This window comes from Rathayibacter sp. AY1B4, from assembly GCF_002932815.1.
Taxonomy (GTDB): Bacteria; Actinomycetota; Actinomycetes; order Actinomycetales; family Microbacteriaceae; genus Rathayibacter.
This window is the reverse complement of sequence record NZ_PSWN01000008.1, coordinates 113448-128005: the sequence shown is the minus strand read 5'-3', so window position 1 is coordinate 128005 and position 14558 is coordinate 113448. Positions and strand designations below refer to the sequence as shown.

Below are 14558 nucleotides of genomic sequence, written 5' to 3'. Positions count from 1 at the left end.
GGCTCGCGTCGTACCCTCTCGTCCATGACGGACTACGCTCGACCGGCTGTCGCGGACCGCGTCTTCATCGGCGAGGACGGCCGACCCATCCCCTACGGCACTCGCTGGCAGGGTGAGTCGCCTCCGGACGAGAGCTACTCCGTCACGAGAGATCTCGAGCGTTTCCAGCCGCTGCACACCGTCGCGGACGCCCTGCTCGAGCACCTCGAGCGCACCTACGACGTCACGGTCGAGGACGACCCGGCCCCGGCCTCACGAGACGAAGCGGAGATCTCCTGGGCCGCCCGCGCCGTCCGCGTGACGCCGCGGTCGGTCGACGCCGCACCTCTGACGATCGTCTGGACCGTCTTCCCCGGCGTCCTCCTCCACGCCGGAGCACTGCACCGCTTCAACTACCCCGTCTGCGGCTGCGACGCCTGCGACGACGAGTGGACCGCCCTCGCGGACGACCTCGAGCGCACCGTCTTCGACGTCGTCGCGGGCCGCTACGAGGAGAGCATCGCCGCCGGCAAGGACGGCATCATCGTCGGCTACCGCATCGGGAGCGGCAGTGAGCTCGGCTGGTCGAGCGGCTACAGCAACGACGTCGGGGTGCGTCACAGAATCGGCCACGACGGGCAGCAGCTGACCGCGCCCTTCAGTCGAGTGTGGGAGGCCTGGCCGAAACGCTGACGCCGCGGCCGGCCGACCCTCGAGCGGTCATCGACCCTGTCCGAGGAGTGACGCGCCTGCCGCCTCGGGCCGCGAGATCTCGAGTTCCGATGCTCGACCAGCCGGCGGTCGTCAGCGGGGCAGGTGCTCGTAGGGGACGCGGCGGCTCAGCCAGGCGAGCAGCCCGGCGGCGAGCGCCGCGATCGCCGCCGGGATGAGCAGCAGCCAGAGGGCCGAGGTCACGGCGACGAGGACGAGCGCCGCCGCAGCGACGCCGGCGCCGATCGCGAAGTTCCAGCGCACGTCCGTCGCCACTCCGCCCTCCGGTCGCGCCCACAGCACGACGAGGGCCGTCGCGATCGGCCCGAGCAGCAGCCCCAGCACGAACCAGCGCCAGCGCGAGCGGCCCTTCTGCTCGGCGAGACCGGCGGTGACGATCGCGAGTCCGAACCAGATCCAACCGGAGTCCTGGGTGAGTGTCATGCGTGGAGCCTAGGGCGCGGGCAATATCACCCCGGCGAGGTCGCCGATCGGGCACGTGGGCCCGTCGCCCGCGTCTCCCGCCCAGCGGTCCACGGCACGGCCGCCGACCTGCACCGCTACCCGGGCACCACCGCGAAGGAGGCTCCGTCACTGGCAAGTGTTCCGGTGGTTCTGACGGGACACCGAGTGCCGAGCCCTGGTGCGCAGCAACGCGGCGGATCCGTCGAGCGGGCCGGTGTAAGGCCCCTCAAAGGACGAGCTCGGTGGCGAACGTCTGCAGCGCCTCCTCGATGATCGATTACAAGCTCAGCCAGAATCGCAAGTCGTGAGAGTGGCCGGCATCACCCTGGCGTCCTCCGGCGCGGTCGACAAAATGACAGCCCGAGTGCACCCTGGACCAACTCGCACCGGTCTTCAGGGATAGCGGAAGTAGCGTCGCAATCACCTTTGGAAAGCCCTTTGGAGACAGCGAGTCAACCGAGGTTTCGAAGGGAAAGCGCCGCCTAGGCCATCCCCTCGCCTCCGAGTAGCTGGCCGAAGTATCGCGCTCCGTTAAATTCGCACGCAGGCCCTCACCGCGCGGCGACGAAGACTCGCGCTCCGGATGACGTGTTCTCGATAACCCACGCGCCACCGGCGATCTCAGTCTCGGGGACACTGACGGGGACGTTCACGTTGACCACGTCTGTGCCCTCGTAGACATCACCGATGTCGTACGGCTTGTTCTCGATGTCGACGGTGTAGTCATCCATTGTGCTGTAGGACTTTCCAGCCGCGCTCACGAACGAGGCCTGAATGTTCGGCCAGAGCGCGAGAGGTCCGCCGGCCGCCTGCCCCTGGGCCGTGGCCTGCTTGTTCGAGTTCTCCCAGTCGATCTGCACGACGAGCGGGAGAACGGAGTACCCCGGGGCCACCTGCGTTTCGGCCGAGGCCCCGACCTTGAACGCCGAACCTTCGGCGAATGGCAACACCTGGCCGACAGGTACCGGATTCTGACGCGTTCCGATTGCTGCTTCGGTAGCAGCTTGGGTCGTCGGGGCGACCGAGGCCGTGGCGGGTGCCTCGGCTGCTTGCGTGGCCATAGGCTCGGCCTGCGGCGTCGAAGTGCATCCGGTTGCGATGAACGCTACGACGGAGAGCGTCAGGGCGCTCTTGAGCAGGCTTCTCTTCATTGTTCCCCCAGTGGTTCGGACGGCCTTCGATCGTCTCACACATCCTGACACGACTGATGTGTCTCCACTCACGCGCGAAGGACGGCGGACATTGCGAGGAGACAGTGCGATTCGGTCGTTTTGACCATTGCAAAGGTGCTGTTCTCGTGTCGCCCGACTACAGGTCCTCACTCCCAGCGGGCCCGGCGGGATCCTCTTACCCGACAGCCCTTGTGTTCACCGCTACTTGCTGGAGCCGCGTGCAGCGAATCGAGCGTCAGCCCCAGGCCCGAGCTGATCGCGCAGTAAGAGCCTTGCAGCCATGCTCCCATCGGGCATGTCACACGACTGCCGTCTTCCTCCACTACCCGGGCACCACCACGAAGGCGGCTCCGACGACGACGCCCAGCACGAGAGCCACCGAGCCGAACCCGATCAGGAGGGCGGACGTCAGCGGACGGGTCTCCCGGAAGCTCATCGTTCCGGGGATCAGCTCGTTGATCTCGGCGGGGCTGAGCGTCTTCTCCGGGGCGGGCGGCGCCTCGATCTCCCGCCGACGAGCGGCTCCGGTCAGGCGCGCCCACACGCTCCGGCTACCGGTGTGCACGCCACGCGCCGCCGGCAAGAGCGGCGTCGTCACGGCGGCGACGACGGCCCGCAGCTCCTCGAGCTCCCAGTCCGCCCCGCGGAGCCGCAGCGACCGGCTCCCGTCCGACAGGAACAGGATCAGCGACGGGGGGAGATTGATCCCCTCACTGTTGGGGCCGGCGGGCACCCACGCGAGCAGCGCCTTCACCGACGGGTCGGCGCGCTCGAAGGTCACGACCCTGCCTCGAGCGTCTGTGCACTTGATCGCCCGGTCCGAGATCCGGAGGGACGCGGTGGCGAGGAAGCGCCGGTTGCGGAGCGCCAGCACTCCGACGATCACCAGAGCCACCGCGGTGGCGAAGCCGAACAGCCCGAGGTAGACGGCCAGCGCGGCACCGCGGTCGTCGGCGATCACGACTCCCCAGACGCTCCCCGCCAGCAGGACCAGCGCGGGGAGGACGGCGACGGGCCTCAGCCGTCGCGACTCGTTCTTCTGCCGGGCCCTCGAGGGCCGGAACTCGCGAACCGGCTCCGAGCGGTCCGCCCGTCGCCGCTCCATCAGGCGGACGCGACGGACGGAGAGCCGGTGCGGACGCGGTTCCGAAGAGGGTCGTCGAGGCTGCGGCGCATGGCGTCAGGGTAGCGGTGGCTTTCACCAGCGCCGCCCTCGGCTTGGGGGCCTTGGATTCTTCGCGCGGCTGTAGCGCAGCGACCGCCGAAAGCGAGGACCACCGCTCCTTCTGCGCTCCCGGCGACGCCGATAGCCTTCGCCCGTGACCTCCTCGACTCGCGCACTGGACCTCGCTCGTGCACGCCTCCGGATCGGAGTGCTCGCGTTGGTCCACCTCGTGGTCGCCGTCAACCTGGTCCCGTTCGGACTGTTGAGCTACGCCTCCGAGAACTATCCGGCCGTCGATGAGTGGTCCGACCTGTCGACGCTCGGGCGGGCCGTCCAGTGGGCGGCCTTCGCTCCGTGGGTGCTCGTCGCCATCACTCCCGTCGTGTCGTTCATCGTCGTCCGTCGCCTCTCGGCCCCCCTGAGGAGCTTCTGGATCACGCCCGCCGCCGGCATCGCCGCCACCATTGCGATCCACTTCGTGTCCTACCTCTTCTTCGATGCCCCTCGCCCAGTCACCGGAGGGTGAGCGGACGCGGCGCGCCCGTCGGTCCGCGCGGGACGTCACCGCACGACAGGTCGACCTCTCCCGAGGTGCTGCCGCCGAGCACGATCATCCGAGCGAGGGCGCGTCCGGGTCGACAGACTGGGCTGGTGTCCTCACCGACGACGATCCGAGCAGTGCCGACCTCGGCCCGCCGTGAAGAGACGCGCCTCAGGTTCCGTCGCGCGGAGATCAGGGGAGCGCGAGGCCTGGCGGCCGTCCCCGGCGATCGGCCTCCTCAGGACGTCGCGTGCAGGACCGCGCACTCGACGCACGCGGGACGCCGGGCGCGGCGGCAGCCCGCCGGGGGCCGAGCGCCCTGACGCGACTCCCGCGCCGCCGGCGACACGACGCCCCCACTCGACGCCCCACGTACCCACTCAGACAGGACCTGCCATGACCTCCTCCCTCTCCCACCCGGCGAGCCGCTGGGCTCTCGACCACATGCCCCTCACCGCGCAGGCCGTCCGGGAGCTCGCTCCGGTGCTCTCCGGGAAGAAGCTGGCGATCTGCCTCCACGTCGAGCCCAAGACCGCCGCCCTCGTGTCGCTCCTCGTCGAGGCCGGAATGGACATCGCTCTGACGGGCTCGCCCGGAACCACGAAGGACGACATCGCCGACGACCTCCGCGCCCTCGGCGTGCACGTGCACACGAAGCAGAGCGACGGCGAGGCGGAGCACCTCCGCAACATCGAGGAGGTGCTCGAGCACGACCCCGACCTCACCCTCGACAACGGCGCCGACCTCACCCTCCGCCTGATCAATTCGGGCGTCCCGGACCACTACCTCGGCGGCACCGAGGAGACCACCACCGGCGGCATCCGCCTGCGGGAGAACAGCGCGACCCTCCCGCGACCGGTCGTCGTCATCAACGACTCCCCCCTCAAGCTGATCGTCGAGAACGAGTACGGGGTCGGCCAGAGCGTCGTCCAGGGCTTCATGAACGCCACGAACCTCATGATCCCCGGTACCCGCGCCGCGGTCATCGGCTACGGCCCGTGCGGACGCGGAGTCGCCGACACCCTCGCGCAGCTCGGAGCGCGGGTCTCCGTCGCCGACGTCGACCCGATCCGCTCGCTGCAGGCGATCCTCCGCGGCCACCGCGTCGGAGCCGTCGCCGACGTCCTCTCGGACGCGCAGTTCGTCTTCACCGCCACCGGCGCACCCGGCGTCATCGGCGCGGCGGAGATCGACGCGTTCGCCGACGGCGCCGTGATCGCCGGCGTCGGCCACTTCCCGTGGGAGATCGACGAGGACGCCCTCGCGGCCGCCACGGAGTCGACCACCGAGTTCGCCGACGGACAGCGCCGGCAGGGCATCCGCCTGAAGAACGGCAAGCAGATCGTCCGCCTCGAGAACGGCCGGATGATCAACCTCACCGCGGCCGGCGGGAATCCGATCCAGGCGATGGACCTCGGCCTGACCCTCCAGGCACGGAGCCTCGCCGCTGTCGTCACCGCGGACCTCGACGCCGCCGTGCAGCCCGTCCCGGCCGACGTCGAGCACCGCATCGCGACCGACCTCGTCGCCCTCCTCAGCCGCTGAGGGGCGAGCGGCGGGTCCTCGGCGGCGATCCGCGGGGCGGCGGCGGCGCACCTCAGAAGACGGCGATCGGATTGACCGGAACGCCGGTGAGCCCGAGCAGGCGCGGTGGGGCCACGCTGAGCAGGAACGACCAGCGGGACAGCTCGGCGCAGACCACGGCGAGCTGCTCCACGTCCGCACTGTCGATGAGGGGCATGCCCAGCCGTGCGAGCGCGACCATGTGCATCGGCATCGGCATCTCGGGATCGTGAGGGGGGAAGCTGTCGCCGACGTCCCCCGCGTAGAGCGCCACGCCCCGCTCGTGCATCCAGGTCACGGCGTCGACGGTCATGCCGGGGGCCTGCTCCTCCGAGTCCCAGGAGAAGCCCCACCCGCTGCGGACGACGAGCGCGTCGCCGGACTGCAGGGGGACGCCTCCCCGGTGCTCGGCCGCGTCGAGGTCGGCGGCGACGATCGCGTGCGCCGCCGGCAGCCTCCCCTGCGGCGCGAGGTCGAGGAGGACTCCGCGCGTGACGATGCCCTCGGCGAACGAGGAGGTGGATCCGTGCATCACTCCGCCGGCGGTGACGGCTTCGGCGAGAGGCCGGCCCGGGTAGACGACTCCGTCGTCGACGGGCAGGTGCGCGAACGCGTCCAGGTGGGTCATCGCCGGGTGGTGCGGAGTCACGATCAGCACCTCGGACATGCCCATCGGAGGGGTACCGGTGTAGAGGAGCGCCTGCTGCACCGGGGGCGACGGCGGAGCGGCGGGCGCGAAGGGGCCGCCCAGCATCGACGAGGGAGCCACGGGGAGGGCGAGCGAGACCCAGCGGCCGGTCCTCACCTCCTCCGCGGCACGTCGCCGTGCGGCGTCGTCGATGAGGGTGAGCGTGCCGAGCTCGTCCTCCGCGCCCCATCGGCCTCGGTCGTCGGGGAGCTGCGTGCCGGTCATGGGATGTCCTGTCGGATCGATGTGGTCCGGGGTGTGGTGCACACTCCAGGGAGGGGACTGCAGAAGCAGGTTCCTGCAAGCTACCTCGTGAAGCAGGTTCCTGTTTCTTCGAATCACCCGGGAGGGATGTCGGCGTGGACGACGACGAGGGACTCGAGGCCGTCCTCGGCTGGAACGCGGTCAAGGTCGCGCGGATCATCGGCGCGCGCATCACCGCCGGGCTCGCGGAGCACGACGTGAGCCTGGTGCAGTTCGGCGTCCTCTCCTGCCTCACCGGCGGAGCGCAGCTGACCTCGGCCGAGATCGCCCGCGCGGTCTTCGTCCGCCCGCAGACGATGTCCGAGGTCCTCGACGGCATGGAGCGGCGAGGGCTGATCACGCGCGTCGGAGTCCGCGGGAAGGGCCGACGCACCCCCGTCCGCACGACCGCCGACGGGGAGCGCGTCCTCACCGCGGCGCGCGCGGTCGCGCTCGCGACCAACGACCTCAGCGACGTCGGCCTGAGCGCCCCCGCCGCCCAGCAGCTGAACGACCTCCTGCTCACCGTCATCCGGAACGCCGAGGAGCCGACGGGAGCCGGGTTCGGGTCCTGACGAGGTCGAAGCCGGGCTTCGGAGCATCGCCGACGCAGGACCTCGTCCAGACGGTGTTCACAACGAACAAGGACGGATCTGCTCCAGGACCCCGCGATCCGCGCGGAACGGGCGCCGGAGCCTCATCCTTCCTCCGTCGTGAACAGGATCAGCCGAGCGGGGCCGACGAAGGACGTCCGCCCGGGCGCCCTCTTCCGGACGTGGCCGGAAGAGGGCGTTGCCCACGGCGCTCGCAGCTGTCACGGTCGCAGGGCGGCCGACGACGGCCGACCCGACCGGAAGAACCCATGCGCCTCCGAAGCCCTGTCCGCCCGCTCGCGCTCCTCACCGGCGCCCTCCTCCTCGGGACCGGCCTCGCCGCCCTCGACGGGCCGCTCACCGGCACCGCGGCCGTGGCTCACGCGGCCGACGCTCCTGTCGCGGGCGGGCGCGTCGTGGGCTGGGGATACGACGAGGACGGTCGGGCGAGCGCCCCCGAGGATCTGACCGACGCCGTCTCCATCGCGGCCGGCCAGTACTACGGCGTCGCGGCGAGGAGCGACGGCACAGTGGCCGTCTGGGGTGACAATCTCGAGGGCGGCCCCATCCCGGCGGACGACCTCCGCGGCGTCGCGGCCGTCTCCCCCGATCTGGCGCTTCTCGAGGACGGCACCGTCGCGCCGCTCTTCCCCCCGGAGGACCGGTACACCGAGCCGCCGGCGGGGCTGAGCGGCGTCACCGCGATCGACTCGAGCGGCACCCACAGCGTCGCGCTCCGCGACGACGGGACAGTGGCGATCTGGGGATACGACCAGGGGCGAGTGCTGGAGGCGCCTCCCGGTCTGGACGACGTCGTGGCGATCTCCGCCGCGTCCTTCCACACCCTCGCCGCCACGAGCGACGGCAGCGTCGTGAGCTGGGGCTACGACGGCCCCGACGACATCTTCGCGGGCTACTCCGACATCGTCGCGGTCGCGGCGGGACGGACCCACGACCTCGCCGTCCGCGCCGACGGCAGCGTCGTCGCCGAGGGGAGCGACAGGGACGGAGAGAGCGACGTCCCCGCCGGGCTGACCGGTGTCGTCGCGGTCGCCGCCGGGTACGGGCACAGCGTGGCGCTCCGCGAGGACGGCACCGTCGCCGCCTGGGGCGACGACGGTGCCGGCCAGTCCACGGTTCCCGCAGGACTGAAGGGGGTCACCTCGATCGACGCCGGCTACGGCTTCACCCTCGCCACCGGGACCCGTCCCGTCTTCACGGCTGCCGCGCCTCCCACGGCGACGGTCGGCACTCCGTTCTCCTTCGCCTTCGGAGGGGATGCGCGCCTCGCGGACCACACCCTCGCCAGCGGGACGCTCCCGCCCGGACTGACCCTGACTCCCGAGGGGTTCGTGACGGGCACGCCCGCAGAACCCGGAACCTCCGACTTCACCGTCACCGCGACCAACTCCTTCGGAACGACCACCACCGCCTCCCGGCGGATCACCGTCGAGGCCGCCCCGCCTGCACCCGTCACGCCGACGATCAGCGGAACCGTCGCAGCCGGCGTCGTCGACTCGGCCTACGACTTCACCTACGCGGTCGCGGGAACTCCGGCGCCCGTCGTGACCGTGTCGTCGGGCGCCCTTCCCCCGGGTCTCACCCTCGATCCGACGGGGCGCCTCACCGGCACTCCGACCAGGACCGGCGCCTACGTCTTCACCGTGCAGGCAGCCAGCACCGCCGGAACCGCGACCGCGCAGAGCACTCTCACCGTGTCCCCTGCGTCCGCTTCCGCGAAGGCCGACCTTCGCGTCGACGTCTCCGCTCCGACCACCGCGGTGAAGGGGAGGACGTTCACGTACACGCTCATCACGAGGAACGCCGGACCCTCCGCGTCGACGTCCGTCTACTCGAAGGTGATCCTCCCGCCGGGGGTGCGGTTCGTCTCCGCGACGGGGAAGTACACCCGCATCGGCAGCGTCGTGGTCTTCCAGCGCTCCAGCCTCGGCAACGGGCGGACATCCACCGAGAAGATCACCGTCACGGCCGTGAGCGCAGGCACGGGCACAGCGCTCGCAACCACCTTCTCCGTGAGGACTCCGGATCCGTCGATCCGCAGCAACGCCGACACCGCCGCCACCACCGTCCGCTGAGGAGGGTCGGGCGGGCGACGAGACCCTCCCGCCCGTCCTCGGGCATCACGCCGGGCGCAGCCAGTCCGTGATCGCGCTGACGACGCGGTCGAGGTGGGACTCGAGCAGGAAGTGCCCGCCGTCGACGAGCTCGATGCGCGCGTGGGGCGCGTCGCGGAGGAACGCCTGGGCGCCGGCGGGGGCGAAGATCTCGTCGTTCCGGCCCCAGACGGCGAGGACGGGGACTCCGGACTCGCGGATCCACGCCTGCACCGCGGGGTAGAGCTCGCGGTTGGTGGCGTAGTCGCGGAAGAGCGCCAGCTGCACGTCGTCCTGGCCGGGGCGGGCGAGGAGCGCGAGGTCGTGCTCCCAGGCGTCCGGGTCGACGGTGGTGGAGTCGGGGACACCGTGGGTGTACTGCCATTCGACGGCCTCCCGGCCGAGAGCCGGCCGGAGGGCGTCGCGCGTCCCGGCGGTCCGCTCGGCGGCGTCGGCCCAGATCGGGTCCCAGAAGCCGGGCACGAAGCCCTCCTCGTAGGCGTTGCCGTTCTGCGAGATCACGGCGACGACCGCGGACGGATCGGCGAGGGCGAGGCGCCAGCCGACGGGGGCGCCGTAGTCCTGGACGTAGATCGTGTACCGGGTCACCCCGATGGTCTCGAGGAAGCGGCCGGTCACCGCGGTCAGGGCGGCGAACGTGTAGTCGAAGTCCTCGACGGAGGGCGCGGACGAGCGTCCGAAGCCGATGTGGTCGGGGGCGATGACGCGGTAGTGGCCGGCGAGGGCGGGGAGGAGATGGCGGAACATGTGCGAGCTACTCGGGTACCCGTGCAGCAGCAGGAGGACGGGCGCGTCGACGGGCCCGGCCTCCCGCCAGAAGACGTCGAGTCCGTCGACGGACACGGTGCGGTGATGGACGACGACCATGGCTAACCCCTTACGGTAGATTTACTGGTTAGCCGGACGCTAGCATGGATCGAACGGGCCGCACGGCGGGAGGACGGGGAGCGATGGATCGGGACGAGGAGCTGCTCCTGGCGGTGCTGAACAGCGCGCCCGTGGTGGATGGACGGCCGACGGACGACCTCGGCGACGCGTCCGGTCGCGAGCTCGCCCGGCGGTGGGGCGGAGTCGGCACCGAGGACGAGCTCGAGCGGCTGCGCCGCGCCCGCGACGCGCTCCAGGCCGTCGTGCGCTCGGACGCGCCCGCGGCCGTCACGGAGCTCGCGGACCTGGTCGCGCGCGCCGTGCGCACCCCGCGCGTCACCGGTGAGGGCGTCGTGTGGGAGCTGAGCGCTCCCGAGCCGGATCGCCTCGCGGTGGAGTCGGTCCTCGCCTGGTCCGCCGTGAACGCCCGCTTCCCCGGGCGGCTCCGCGCCTGCGCGAACGACGAGTGCAACCTCTTCCTCCTCGACCGCAGCCGCCCCGGCACCGCCAAGTGGTGCTCGATGGCGACGTGCGGCAACCGGATGAAGGCACGCGCGCACGCGAGCCGGTCGCGGGACTGAGCGCGGCCGAGAGGCGGGGCACCCGCTGCCGTCTCCCGCGCGACATCCGGCGATGACAGCAGGCGTGCCCCTCTGCCAGGGTGGGCCCATGACCGCAGCCGAGCCCGCGCCGACGGACCTCCGCCCCGCGGGGCCCGCATGGCTTCCGGACCCCGAGCGCCCCGGTTTCGAGCGGTGGTGGGACGGATCGTCGTGGTCGACCGTCTCGGCGCGCGTCCCCTGGGGCAGTGCGATCCCCCTGCAGCAGGAGTGGACGCGTCTCGTCCGCCCCGCCCAGAACCGCCGAGCCGCCGCGGCGCTCGTGCTGACGCGGGTCGTGGGCGTCGGCATCGCGCTCCTCCTGCTCCTCCTGTTCCTCGGAGCGGGTGCGACCTGGGCCCGCTGGGGCGCGCTGCTGCTCGGAGTCGCCGTCGTCGGAGCAGCGATCGCCGGCCTGATCGTCGGAGTGCTGGCCGTGAGGCAGCCCGCCACGCTCGGGGGGCGCGGCGCCGCCTGGTTCGCGGTCGTCGACTGCGGCGCAGTCCTCCTCGCGATCCTCGGGCTCACCGCGATCGTCATCGGCGCGGCGCTCCTCTTCGGCTGACGGCCGGACACGGCAGCGCGGCGCCTCCCTGGGCGGGCCCGCTCGGCCGCACGCGGATCCGCTGAGTACGCTCGGGCCATGCAGCGCACGGTGGGCGGAGTCGTCATCGAGGTCGTCCACTCGAGGACCGGTGACGCGACCCGGACTCCCGACGGCCCGATCCAGCTGTGGAGGATCACCCTCTCCGGAGCAGGCATCGATCACACCGCGACGGTCGCCGTCGCCGGCACGTCGACGGAGCCGGACGACGACGTGCTCGCCACCGTCCTCGACGTGGCCGTCGTGGAGTACGTCTCCGCGTCCGAGGTTTCGAGCACGACTCCGGCGTTCCGCGAGTGGAAGCGGGACCACGCGTCCGAACTGCATCAGCTCGTGGCGGCGCTTCGAGCTGGCAGCTGACTCCTGCCGGGCGAGCAGCGGATGCTAGGCGCCGCGCAGCCGGGCCGTCGATGCGGACGCCCGCGCTCGAGCCCGTTGCAGGGCGTCCTCGCGTCCGGCCGCGTCGAGGCGGGCGGGACCGTAGGTGACCACCGGGGGCAGGACGTCGTACCCGACGAACTCGAGCATCCCGCGATGGATGTGGAAGAGGAACGACTGCAGGTCGCCGTAGCCGTCGGCGGCGCCGGGCGCGAAGGCCGCCTCGCCGCCGCCCGTCGTCAGCAGGAGCATCGCGCTCCTGCCGCGCAGGCCGCCCTCGGCGAAGACGCCGTGCTCGCCTCCGAACGTCGCGCCCATCACGAAGACGCGGTCGATCCAGCCCTTCATGATCGCCGGCATCGAGAACCACCACAGGGGGAACGAGAGCACCAGGAGATCCGCCTGCAGCAGCTCGTCGAGGTCGCTCGTGACGGGCTCCCCGAGCGTCTTCTCGAGGACCGCGGTCATCTGCTGCGCCTGCGGCTTGAAGTAGCCGGAGCCGGGCGCGAACTGGTCGCGGTGCAGCACCGGGTCCCGGCCCTCGGCGTACAGGTCGAGCCGGCGCACCTCCATGCCGTCGGCCCTCAGCTCCTCGAGGACCGCGTCCGCCTGCGCCGAGGAGAAGGACCGCTCCTCGGGATGGGCGTGGACGAGCAGAGCGCGGCGAGCAGGAGCGGCCTCGGAAGCATCGGTCATGCGGCCGATCATATCGACGATTCGCGATACGTCGCTAGATCGAGGCTCCGAGCCGCTTCAGGAGCCCGTCGACGTCGGCGTCGCTCCTCCGGTAGTGGGTGTACTTCCCCACGCGCGTCGAGCGGACGAGGCCCGCGCGCTCCAGGGATCCCATGTACGACGAGATGGTCGACTGCGCGAGACCGCTCTTCGCGGCGAGATGGGTGACGCAGACCCCGAACTCGGCGCGGTCAGCGATCGGCTCGAACTCGCTGAACGACGCCTCGGGAGAGCGGAGCCACTCCATGATCTGCAGTCGCGTGGGATTGCCCAGCGCCTTCAGCACCTCGACCAGTCCCGTGTCCACCGCGCCATTCTCCCCTGCTCGCCGCCCGGGCGCCTCCGCGCCGGAATCACCCTCCGCCCGGACGCACCCCGCTCATGGCAGCAGGATCACCTTGCCGTCGAGCGTCCGGGACTCGGCGAGCTCCATCGCCTCGACGATCCCGGTGAGCGGGAAGCGGGCGGCGATGTTGGCCGTCAGCGAGCCGTCGGCGAGGAGTCCGAGCACGCGGCCGAGGTCCTCCTCGAGCCGCGCACGGAAGCGCGCGGGGCGCAGCGAGTGGCCCGCCCAGAGGTCGTAGAAGGCCGCGCGCCGGCCGTTGGGGGCCAGCTGGTAGGCCTGGATCCGCGCGAGCTGGCGGAGGAACGGGGGCCAGATGCTCCCGGTGCTCGCGCTGACGATCGCGTAGGCGACGAGGGTGCCGCCGGGCGCGAGCAGCGACCACGCCAGCCGGGTCGTCGCTCCGCCGACGTTGTCGAACACGGCCTGCACTCCGCCGGGAGCGAGCTCGCGCACGCGAGCGGCGAGGTCGGGATCGGCGTAGTCGACGGGCTCCACTCCGGCCGCTCGGAGGGCCTCGTGGTGGCGGGGCGAGGCGGCGCCGATCACGCGGATCCCCTCGAGGCGGGCGAGGCGGTGCACGAGGCCGCCGACTCCGCCGTTCGCGCCGAACAGGAGGATCGTGTCGCCGCGGGAGACCCGGGCCGAGCGGTGCAGCATCTGCCACGCCGTCACTCCGTTGACCACGACGGCCTCGGCGTCCTCGGACGCGACTCCGTCGGGGACGAGAACGCAGTCGCGGGCGGCGACGCGGGCGTGACCCGTCCAACCGCCGGTCTTGGTGAGGGCGGCGACCCGGCGGCCCTCGAGCGACGCGACGCCGCCGGGGCCGACCGCGAGGACCCGGCCGACGAGGTCGTAGCCGGGCGTGAAGGGGAACGGCGGCTGGGCGAAGTAGCGGCCGCGGCGCATCGACTGCTCGGCGAACGAGATGCCGGTGGCCTCGACGGCGACGAGCAGCTCGCCGGCCGCGGGCGGCTCGACCGGTGCCTGCTCGAGGAGCAGCCCGGACGGCTCGACGATCCCGGGGAGGACGACGCGGGTGGTGGTGCAGGGAAGGGTGGTGGACATGAGGGGCTCCTGGAATTTGTGGTGAGTGACTGGACAGTCACAACGGCGGGCATGAGGAAGAGGGTGGCGAAGAAGAGGAGGGGAGGAAGAAGAGGAGCAGACGGGAGGACCGCGGACTCAGTCGCGGTGCCGGATGCCGTCGGACACGATGCGGGCCCACTCGGAGTCGACGCCGCCGAGGTCGGTCTGCACGATCAGGTGGCAGAGCTGCCCGTAGGCGACGAAGCGCTGCACGGCCGGGCCGTCGGCTCCGGAGACGACGGTGACCGTCCGGACGACCGCGGAGATCCCGCGGCGCACCGCCTCGCGGATCTCGGGGACGTCGCACGCGCTCTGCGCCTGCGACTGCAGCATGATCAGGTCGCGGTCGGCGATCAGGTCGATGTAGGCGACGGTCATCGCCTCGAGCCGGTCGGCCGGGTCCGAGGAGGGCGAGGCCTCCCCCGCCGCCGCGAGCGTGGACGCCACCTGCTCGTAGCAGCGGTCGACCGCGGCGACGAAGACGCCGAGCTTGCCCGGGAACAGGCGGAAGACGTAGGCGGGCGAGACGCCGGCCTCGGCCGCGACCTCGGTGATCGGAGTCGCGGCGTAGCCGGTGCGCGCGAAGACGTGGAGCGCCGCCGCGGTGATCCGCTCACGCTGCGCCTCGGCGGTGGAGCGGGAGGAGGGGGAAGGCATGTGACTGATCGAACACTTACTTCGCTCG

Annotated in this window: 17 protein-coding genes; 8 read left to right on the top strand and 9 right to left on the bottom strand. The window is 71.7% G+C overall.

Annotated features, from left to right (window positions below):
• Positions 1–24: 24 nt before the first annotated feature.
• Positions 25–672, top strand: a complete 648-nt coding sequence (locus tag C5D66_RS16760; protein WP_146083166.1) for a DUF6226 family protein — start codon at positions 25–27, stop codon at positions 670–672.
• Positions 673–783: 111 nt separating this feature from the next.
• Here the strand turns inward: C5D66_RS16760 and C5D66_RS07745 are convergent, their stop codons facing one another.
• The 3 genes from C5D66_RS07745 to C5D66_RS07735 all read right to left on the bottom strand — a co-directional run bounded on the left by C5D66_RS07745 (position 784) and on the right by C5D66_RS07735 (position 3432).
• Positions 784–1134: a hypothetical protein gene (locus C5D66_RS07745; RefSeq protein WP_104226336.1), complete on the bottom strand. Its 351-nt coding sequence runs from the start codon at positions 1132–1134 to the stop codon at positions 784–786.
• Positions 1135–1706: 572 nt separating this feature from the next.
• Positions 1707–2306: a hypothetical protein gene (locus C5D66_RS07740; RefSeq protein ID WP_146079348.1), complete on the bottom strand. Its 600-nt coding sequence runs from the start codon at positions 2304–2306 to the stop codon at positions 1707–1709.
• 343 nt (positions 2307–2649) lie between these two features.
• A complete protein-coding gene (locus C5D66_RS07735) occupies positions 2650–3432 on the bottom strand; it encodes a hypothetical protein (RefSeq protein ID WP_104255782.1) in 783 nt (260 codons plus the stop codon).
• A 214-nt stretch (positions 3433–3646) separates the two neighbouring features.
• Between C5D66_RS07735 and C5D66_RS07730 the strand changes: the two genes are divergently transcribed.
• Complete coding sequence (locus C5D66_RS07730; protein ID WP_104255781.1) at positions 3647–4018, top strand: hypothetical protein; 372 nt, start codon at positions 3647–3649, stop codon at positions 4016–4018.
• 411 nt (positions 4019–4429) lie between these two features.
• On the top strand, positions 4430–5578 hold the full coding sequence (locus tag C5D66_RS07725; protein ID WP_104255780.1) for an adenosylhomocysteinase: 1149 nt from the start codon (positions 4430–4432) through the stop codon (positions 5576–5578).
• 52 nt (positions 5579–5630) lie between these two features.
• On the opposite strand, the gene C5D66_RS07720 is transcribed toward C5D66_RS07725, so the two are convergent.
• Positions 5631–6509 carry a cyclase family protein gene (locus C5D66_RS07720; protein WP_104255779.1) on the bottom strand — a complete coding sequence of 293 codons (879 nt, stop codon included), beginning with the start codon at positions 6507–6509 and terminating at the stop codon, positions 5631–5633.
• Between the two features lie 134 nt (positions 6510–6643).
• Here C5D66_RS07720 and C5D66_RS07715 point away from each other — a divergent pair, with 134 nt between their 5' ends.
• Positions 6644–7102 (top strand): MarR family winged helix-turn-helix transcriptional regulator, encoded by a 459-nt coding sequence (locus C5D66_RS07715; protein WP_181067907.1) that lies wholly within the window; start codon positions 6644–6646, stop codon positions 7100–7102.
• Positions 7103–7389: 287 nt separating this feature from the next.
• Positions 7390–9216, top strand: a complete 1827-nt coding sequence (locus C5D66_RS07705; RefSeq protein WP_104255776.1) for a putative Ig domain-containing protein — start codon at positions 7390–7392, stop codon at positions 9214–9216.
• 45 nt (positions 9217–9261) lie between these two features.
• Here C5D66_RS07705 and C5D66_RS07700 read toward each other — a convergent pair whose 3' ends face one another.
• Positions 9262–10122 carry an alpha/beta fold hydrolase gene (locus C5D66_RS07700; protein ID WP_104255775.1) on the bottom strand — a complete coding sequence of 287 codons (861 nt, stop codon included), beginning with the start codon at positions 10120–10122 and terminating at the stop codon, positions 9262–9264.
• A gap of 83 nt (positions 10123–10205) precedes the next feature.
• On the opposite strand from C5D66_RS07700, the gene C5D66_RS07695 reads away from it, so the two are divergent.
• The 3 genes from C5D66_RS07695 (at position 10206) to C5D66_RS07685 (ending at position 11685) form a co-directional block, all read left to right on the top strand.
• Positions 10206–10703: a CGNR zinc finger domain-containing protein gene (locus C5D66_RS07695; protein ID WP_104255774.1), complete on the top strand. Its 498-nt coding sequence runs from the start codon at positions 10206–10208 to the stop codon at positions 10701–10703.
• Between the two features lie 88 nt (positions 10704–10791).
• Positions 10792–11286, top strand: coding sequence for a DUF2510 domain-containing protein (locus C5D66_RS07690; protein WP_181067908.1), 495 nt, complete (start codon positions 10792–10794; stop codon positions 11284–11286).
• 78 nt (positions 11287–11364) lie between these two features.
• Positions 11365–11685, top strand: coding sequence for a hypothetical protein (locus C5D66_RS07685; protein ID WP_104255772.1), 321 nt, complete (start codon positions 11365–11367; stop codon positions 11683–11685).
• A 24-nt stretch (positions 11686–11709) separates the two neighbouring features.
• Here the strand turns inward: C5D66_RS07685 and C5D66_RS07680 are convergent, their stop codons facing one another.
• The 4 genes from C5D66_RS07680 to C5D66_RS07665 form a co-directional block, all read right to left on the bottom strand.
• Positions 11710–12399: an NAD(P)H-dependent oxidoreductase gene (locus C5D66_RS07680; protein ID WP_104255809.1), complete on the bottom strand. Its 690-nt coding sequence runs from the start codon at positions 12397–12399 to the stop codon at positions 11710–11712.
• A gap of 34 nt (positions 12400–12433) precedes the next feature.
• Positions 12434–12745 carry a helix-turn-helix transcriptional regulator gene (locus tag C5D66_RS07675; protein ID WP_244230566.1) on the bottom strand — a complete coding sequence of 104 codons (312 nt, stop codon included), beginning with the start codon at positions 12743–12745 and terminating at the stop codon, positions 12434–12436.
• A 72-nt stretch (positions 12746–12817) separates the two neighbouring features.
• The gene (locus C5D66_RS07670; protein WP_104255771.1) at positions 12818–13852 is read right to left on the bottom strand and encodes a medium chain dehydrogenase/reductase family protein; all 1035 of its coding nucleotides are present in this window, start codon (positions 13850–13852) and stop codon (positions 12818–12820) included.
• Between the two features lie 117 nt (positions 13853–13969).
• Positions 13970–14530, bottom strand: coding sequence for a TetR/AcrR family transcriptional regulator (locus C5D66_RS07665; RefSeq protein ID WP_104255770.1), 561 nt, complete (start codon positions 14528–14530; stop codon positions 13970–13972).
• Between the last annotated feature and the right edge of the window lie 28 nt (positions 14531–14558).

Excerpts from the sequence above, each read along its gene's own strand:
- C5D66_RS07720 (WP_104255779.1), bottom strand. The coding sequence starts at position 6,509 with ATGACCGGCACGCAGCTCCCCGACGACCGAGGCCGATGGGGCGCGGAG.
- C5D66_RS07700 (WP_104255775.1), bottom strand. The coding sequence starts at position 10,122 with ATGGTCGTCGTCCATCACCGCACCGTGTCCGTCGACGGACTCGACGTC.
- C5D66_RS07685 (WP_104255772.1), top strand. The coding sequence starts at position 11,365 with ATGCAGCGCACGGTGGGCGGAGTCGTCATCGAGGTCGTCCACTCGAGG.
- C5D66_RS07670 (WP_104255771.1), bottom strand. The coding sequence starts at position 13,852 with ATGTCCACCACCCTTCCCTGCACCACCACCCGCGTCGTCCTCCCCGGG.
- C5D66_RS07725 (WP_104255780.1), top strand. The coding sequence starts at position 4,430 with ATGACCTCCTCCCTCTCCCACCCGGCGAGCCGCTGGGCTCTCGACCAC.
- C5D66_RS07695 (WP_104255774.1), top strand. The coding sequence starts at position 10,206 with ATGGATCGGGACGAGGAGCTGCTCCTGGCGGTGCTGAACAGCGCGCCC.
- C5D66_RS07680 (WP_104255809.1), bottom strand. The coding sequence starts at position 12,399 with ATGACCGATGCTTCCGAGGCCGCTCCTGCTCGCCGCGCTCTGCTCGTC.
- C5D66_RS07705 (WP_104255776.1), top strand. The coding sequence starts at position 7,390 with ATGCGCCTCCGAAGCCCTGTCCGCCCGCTCGCGCTCCTCACCGGCGCC.
- C5D66_RS07735 (WP_104255782.1), bottom strand. The coding sequence starts at position 3,432 with ATGGAGCGGCGACGGGCGGACCGCTCGGAGCCGGTTCGCGAGTTCCGG.
- C5D66_RS16760 (WP_146083166.1), top strand. The coding sequence starts at position 25 with ATGACGGACTACGCTCGACCGGCTGTCGCGGACCGCGTCTTCATCGGC.
- C5D66_RS07745 (WP_104226336.1), bottom strand. The coding sequence starts at position 1,134 with ATGACACTCACCCAGGACTCCGGTTGGATCTGGTTCGGACTCGCGATC.
- C5D66_RS07690 (WP_181067908.1), top strand. The coding sequence starts at position 10,792 with ATGACCGCAGCCGAGCCCGCGCCGACGGACCTCCGCCCCGCGGGGCCC.
- C5D66_RS07665 (WP_104255770.1), bottom strand. The coding sequence starts at position 14,530 with ATGCCTTCCCCCTCCTCCCGCTCCACCGCCGAGGCGCAGCGTGAGCGG.
- C5D66_RS07740 (WP_146079348.1), bottom strand. The coding sequence starts at position 2,306 with ATGAAGAGAAGCCTGCTCAAGAGCGCCCTGACGCTCTCCGTCGTAGCG.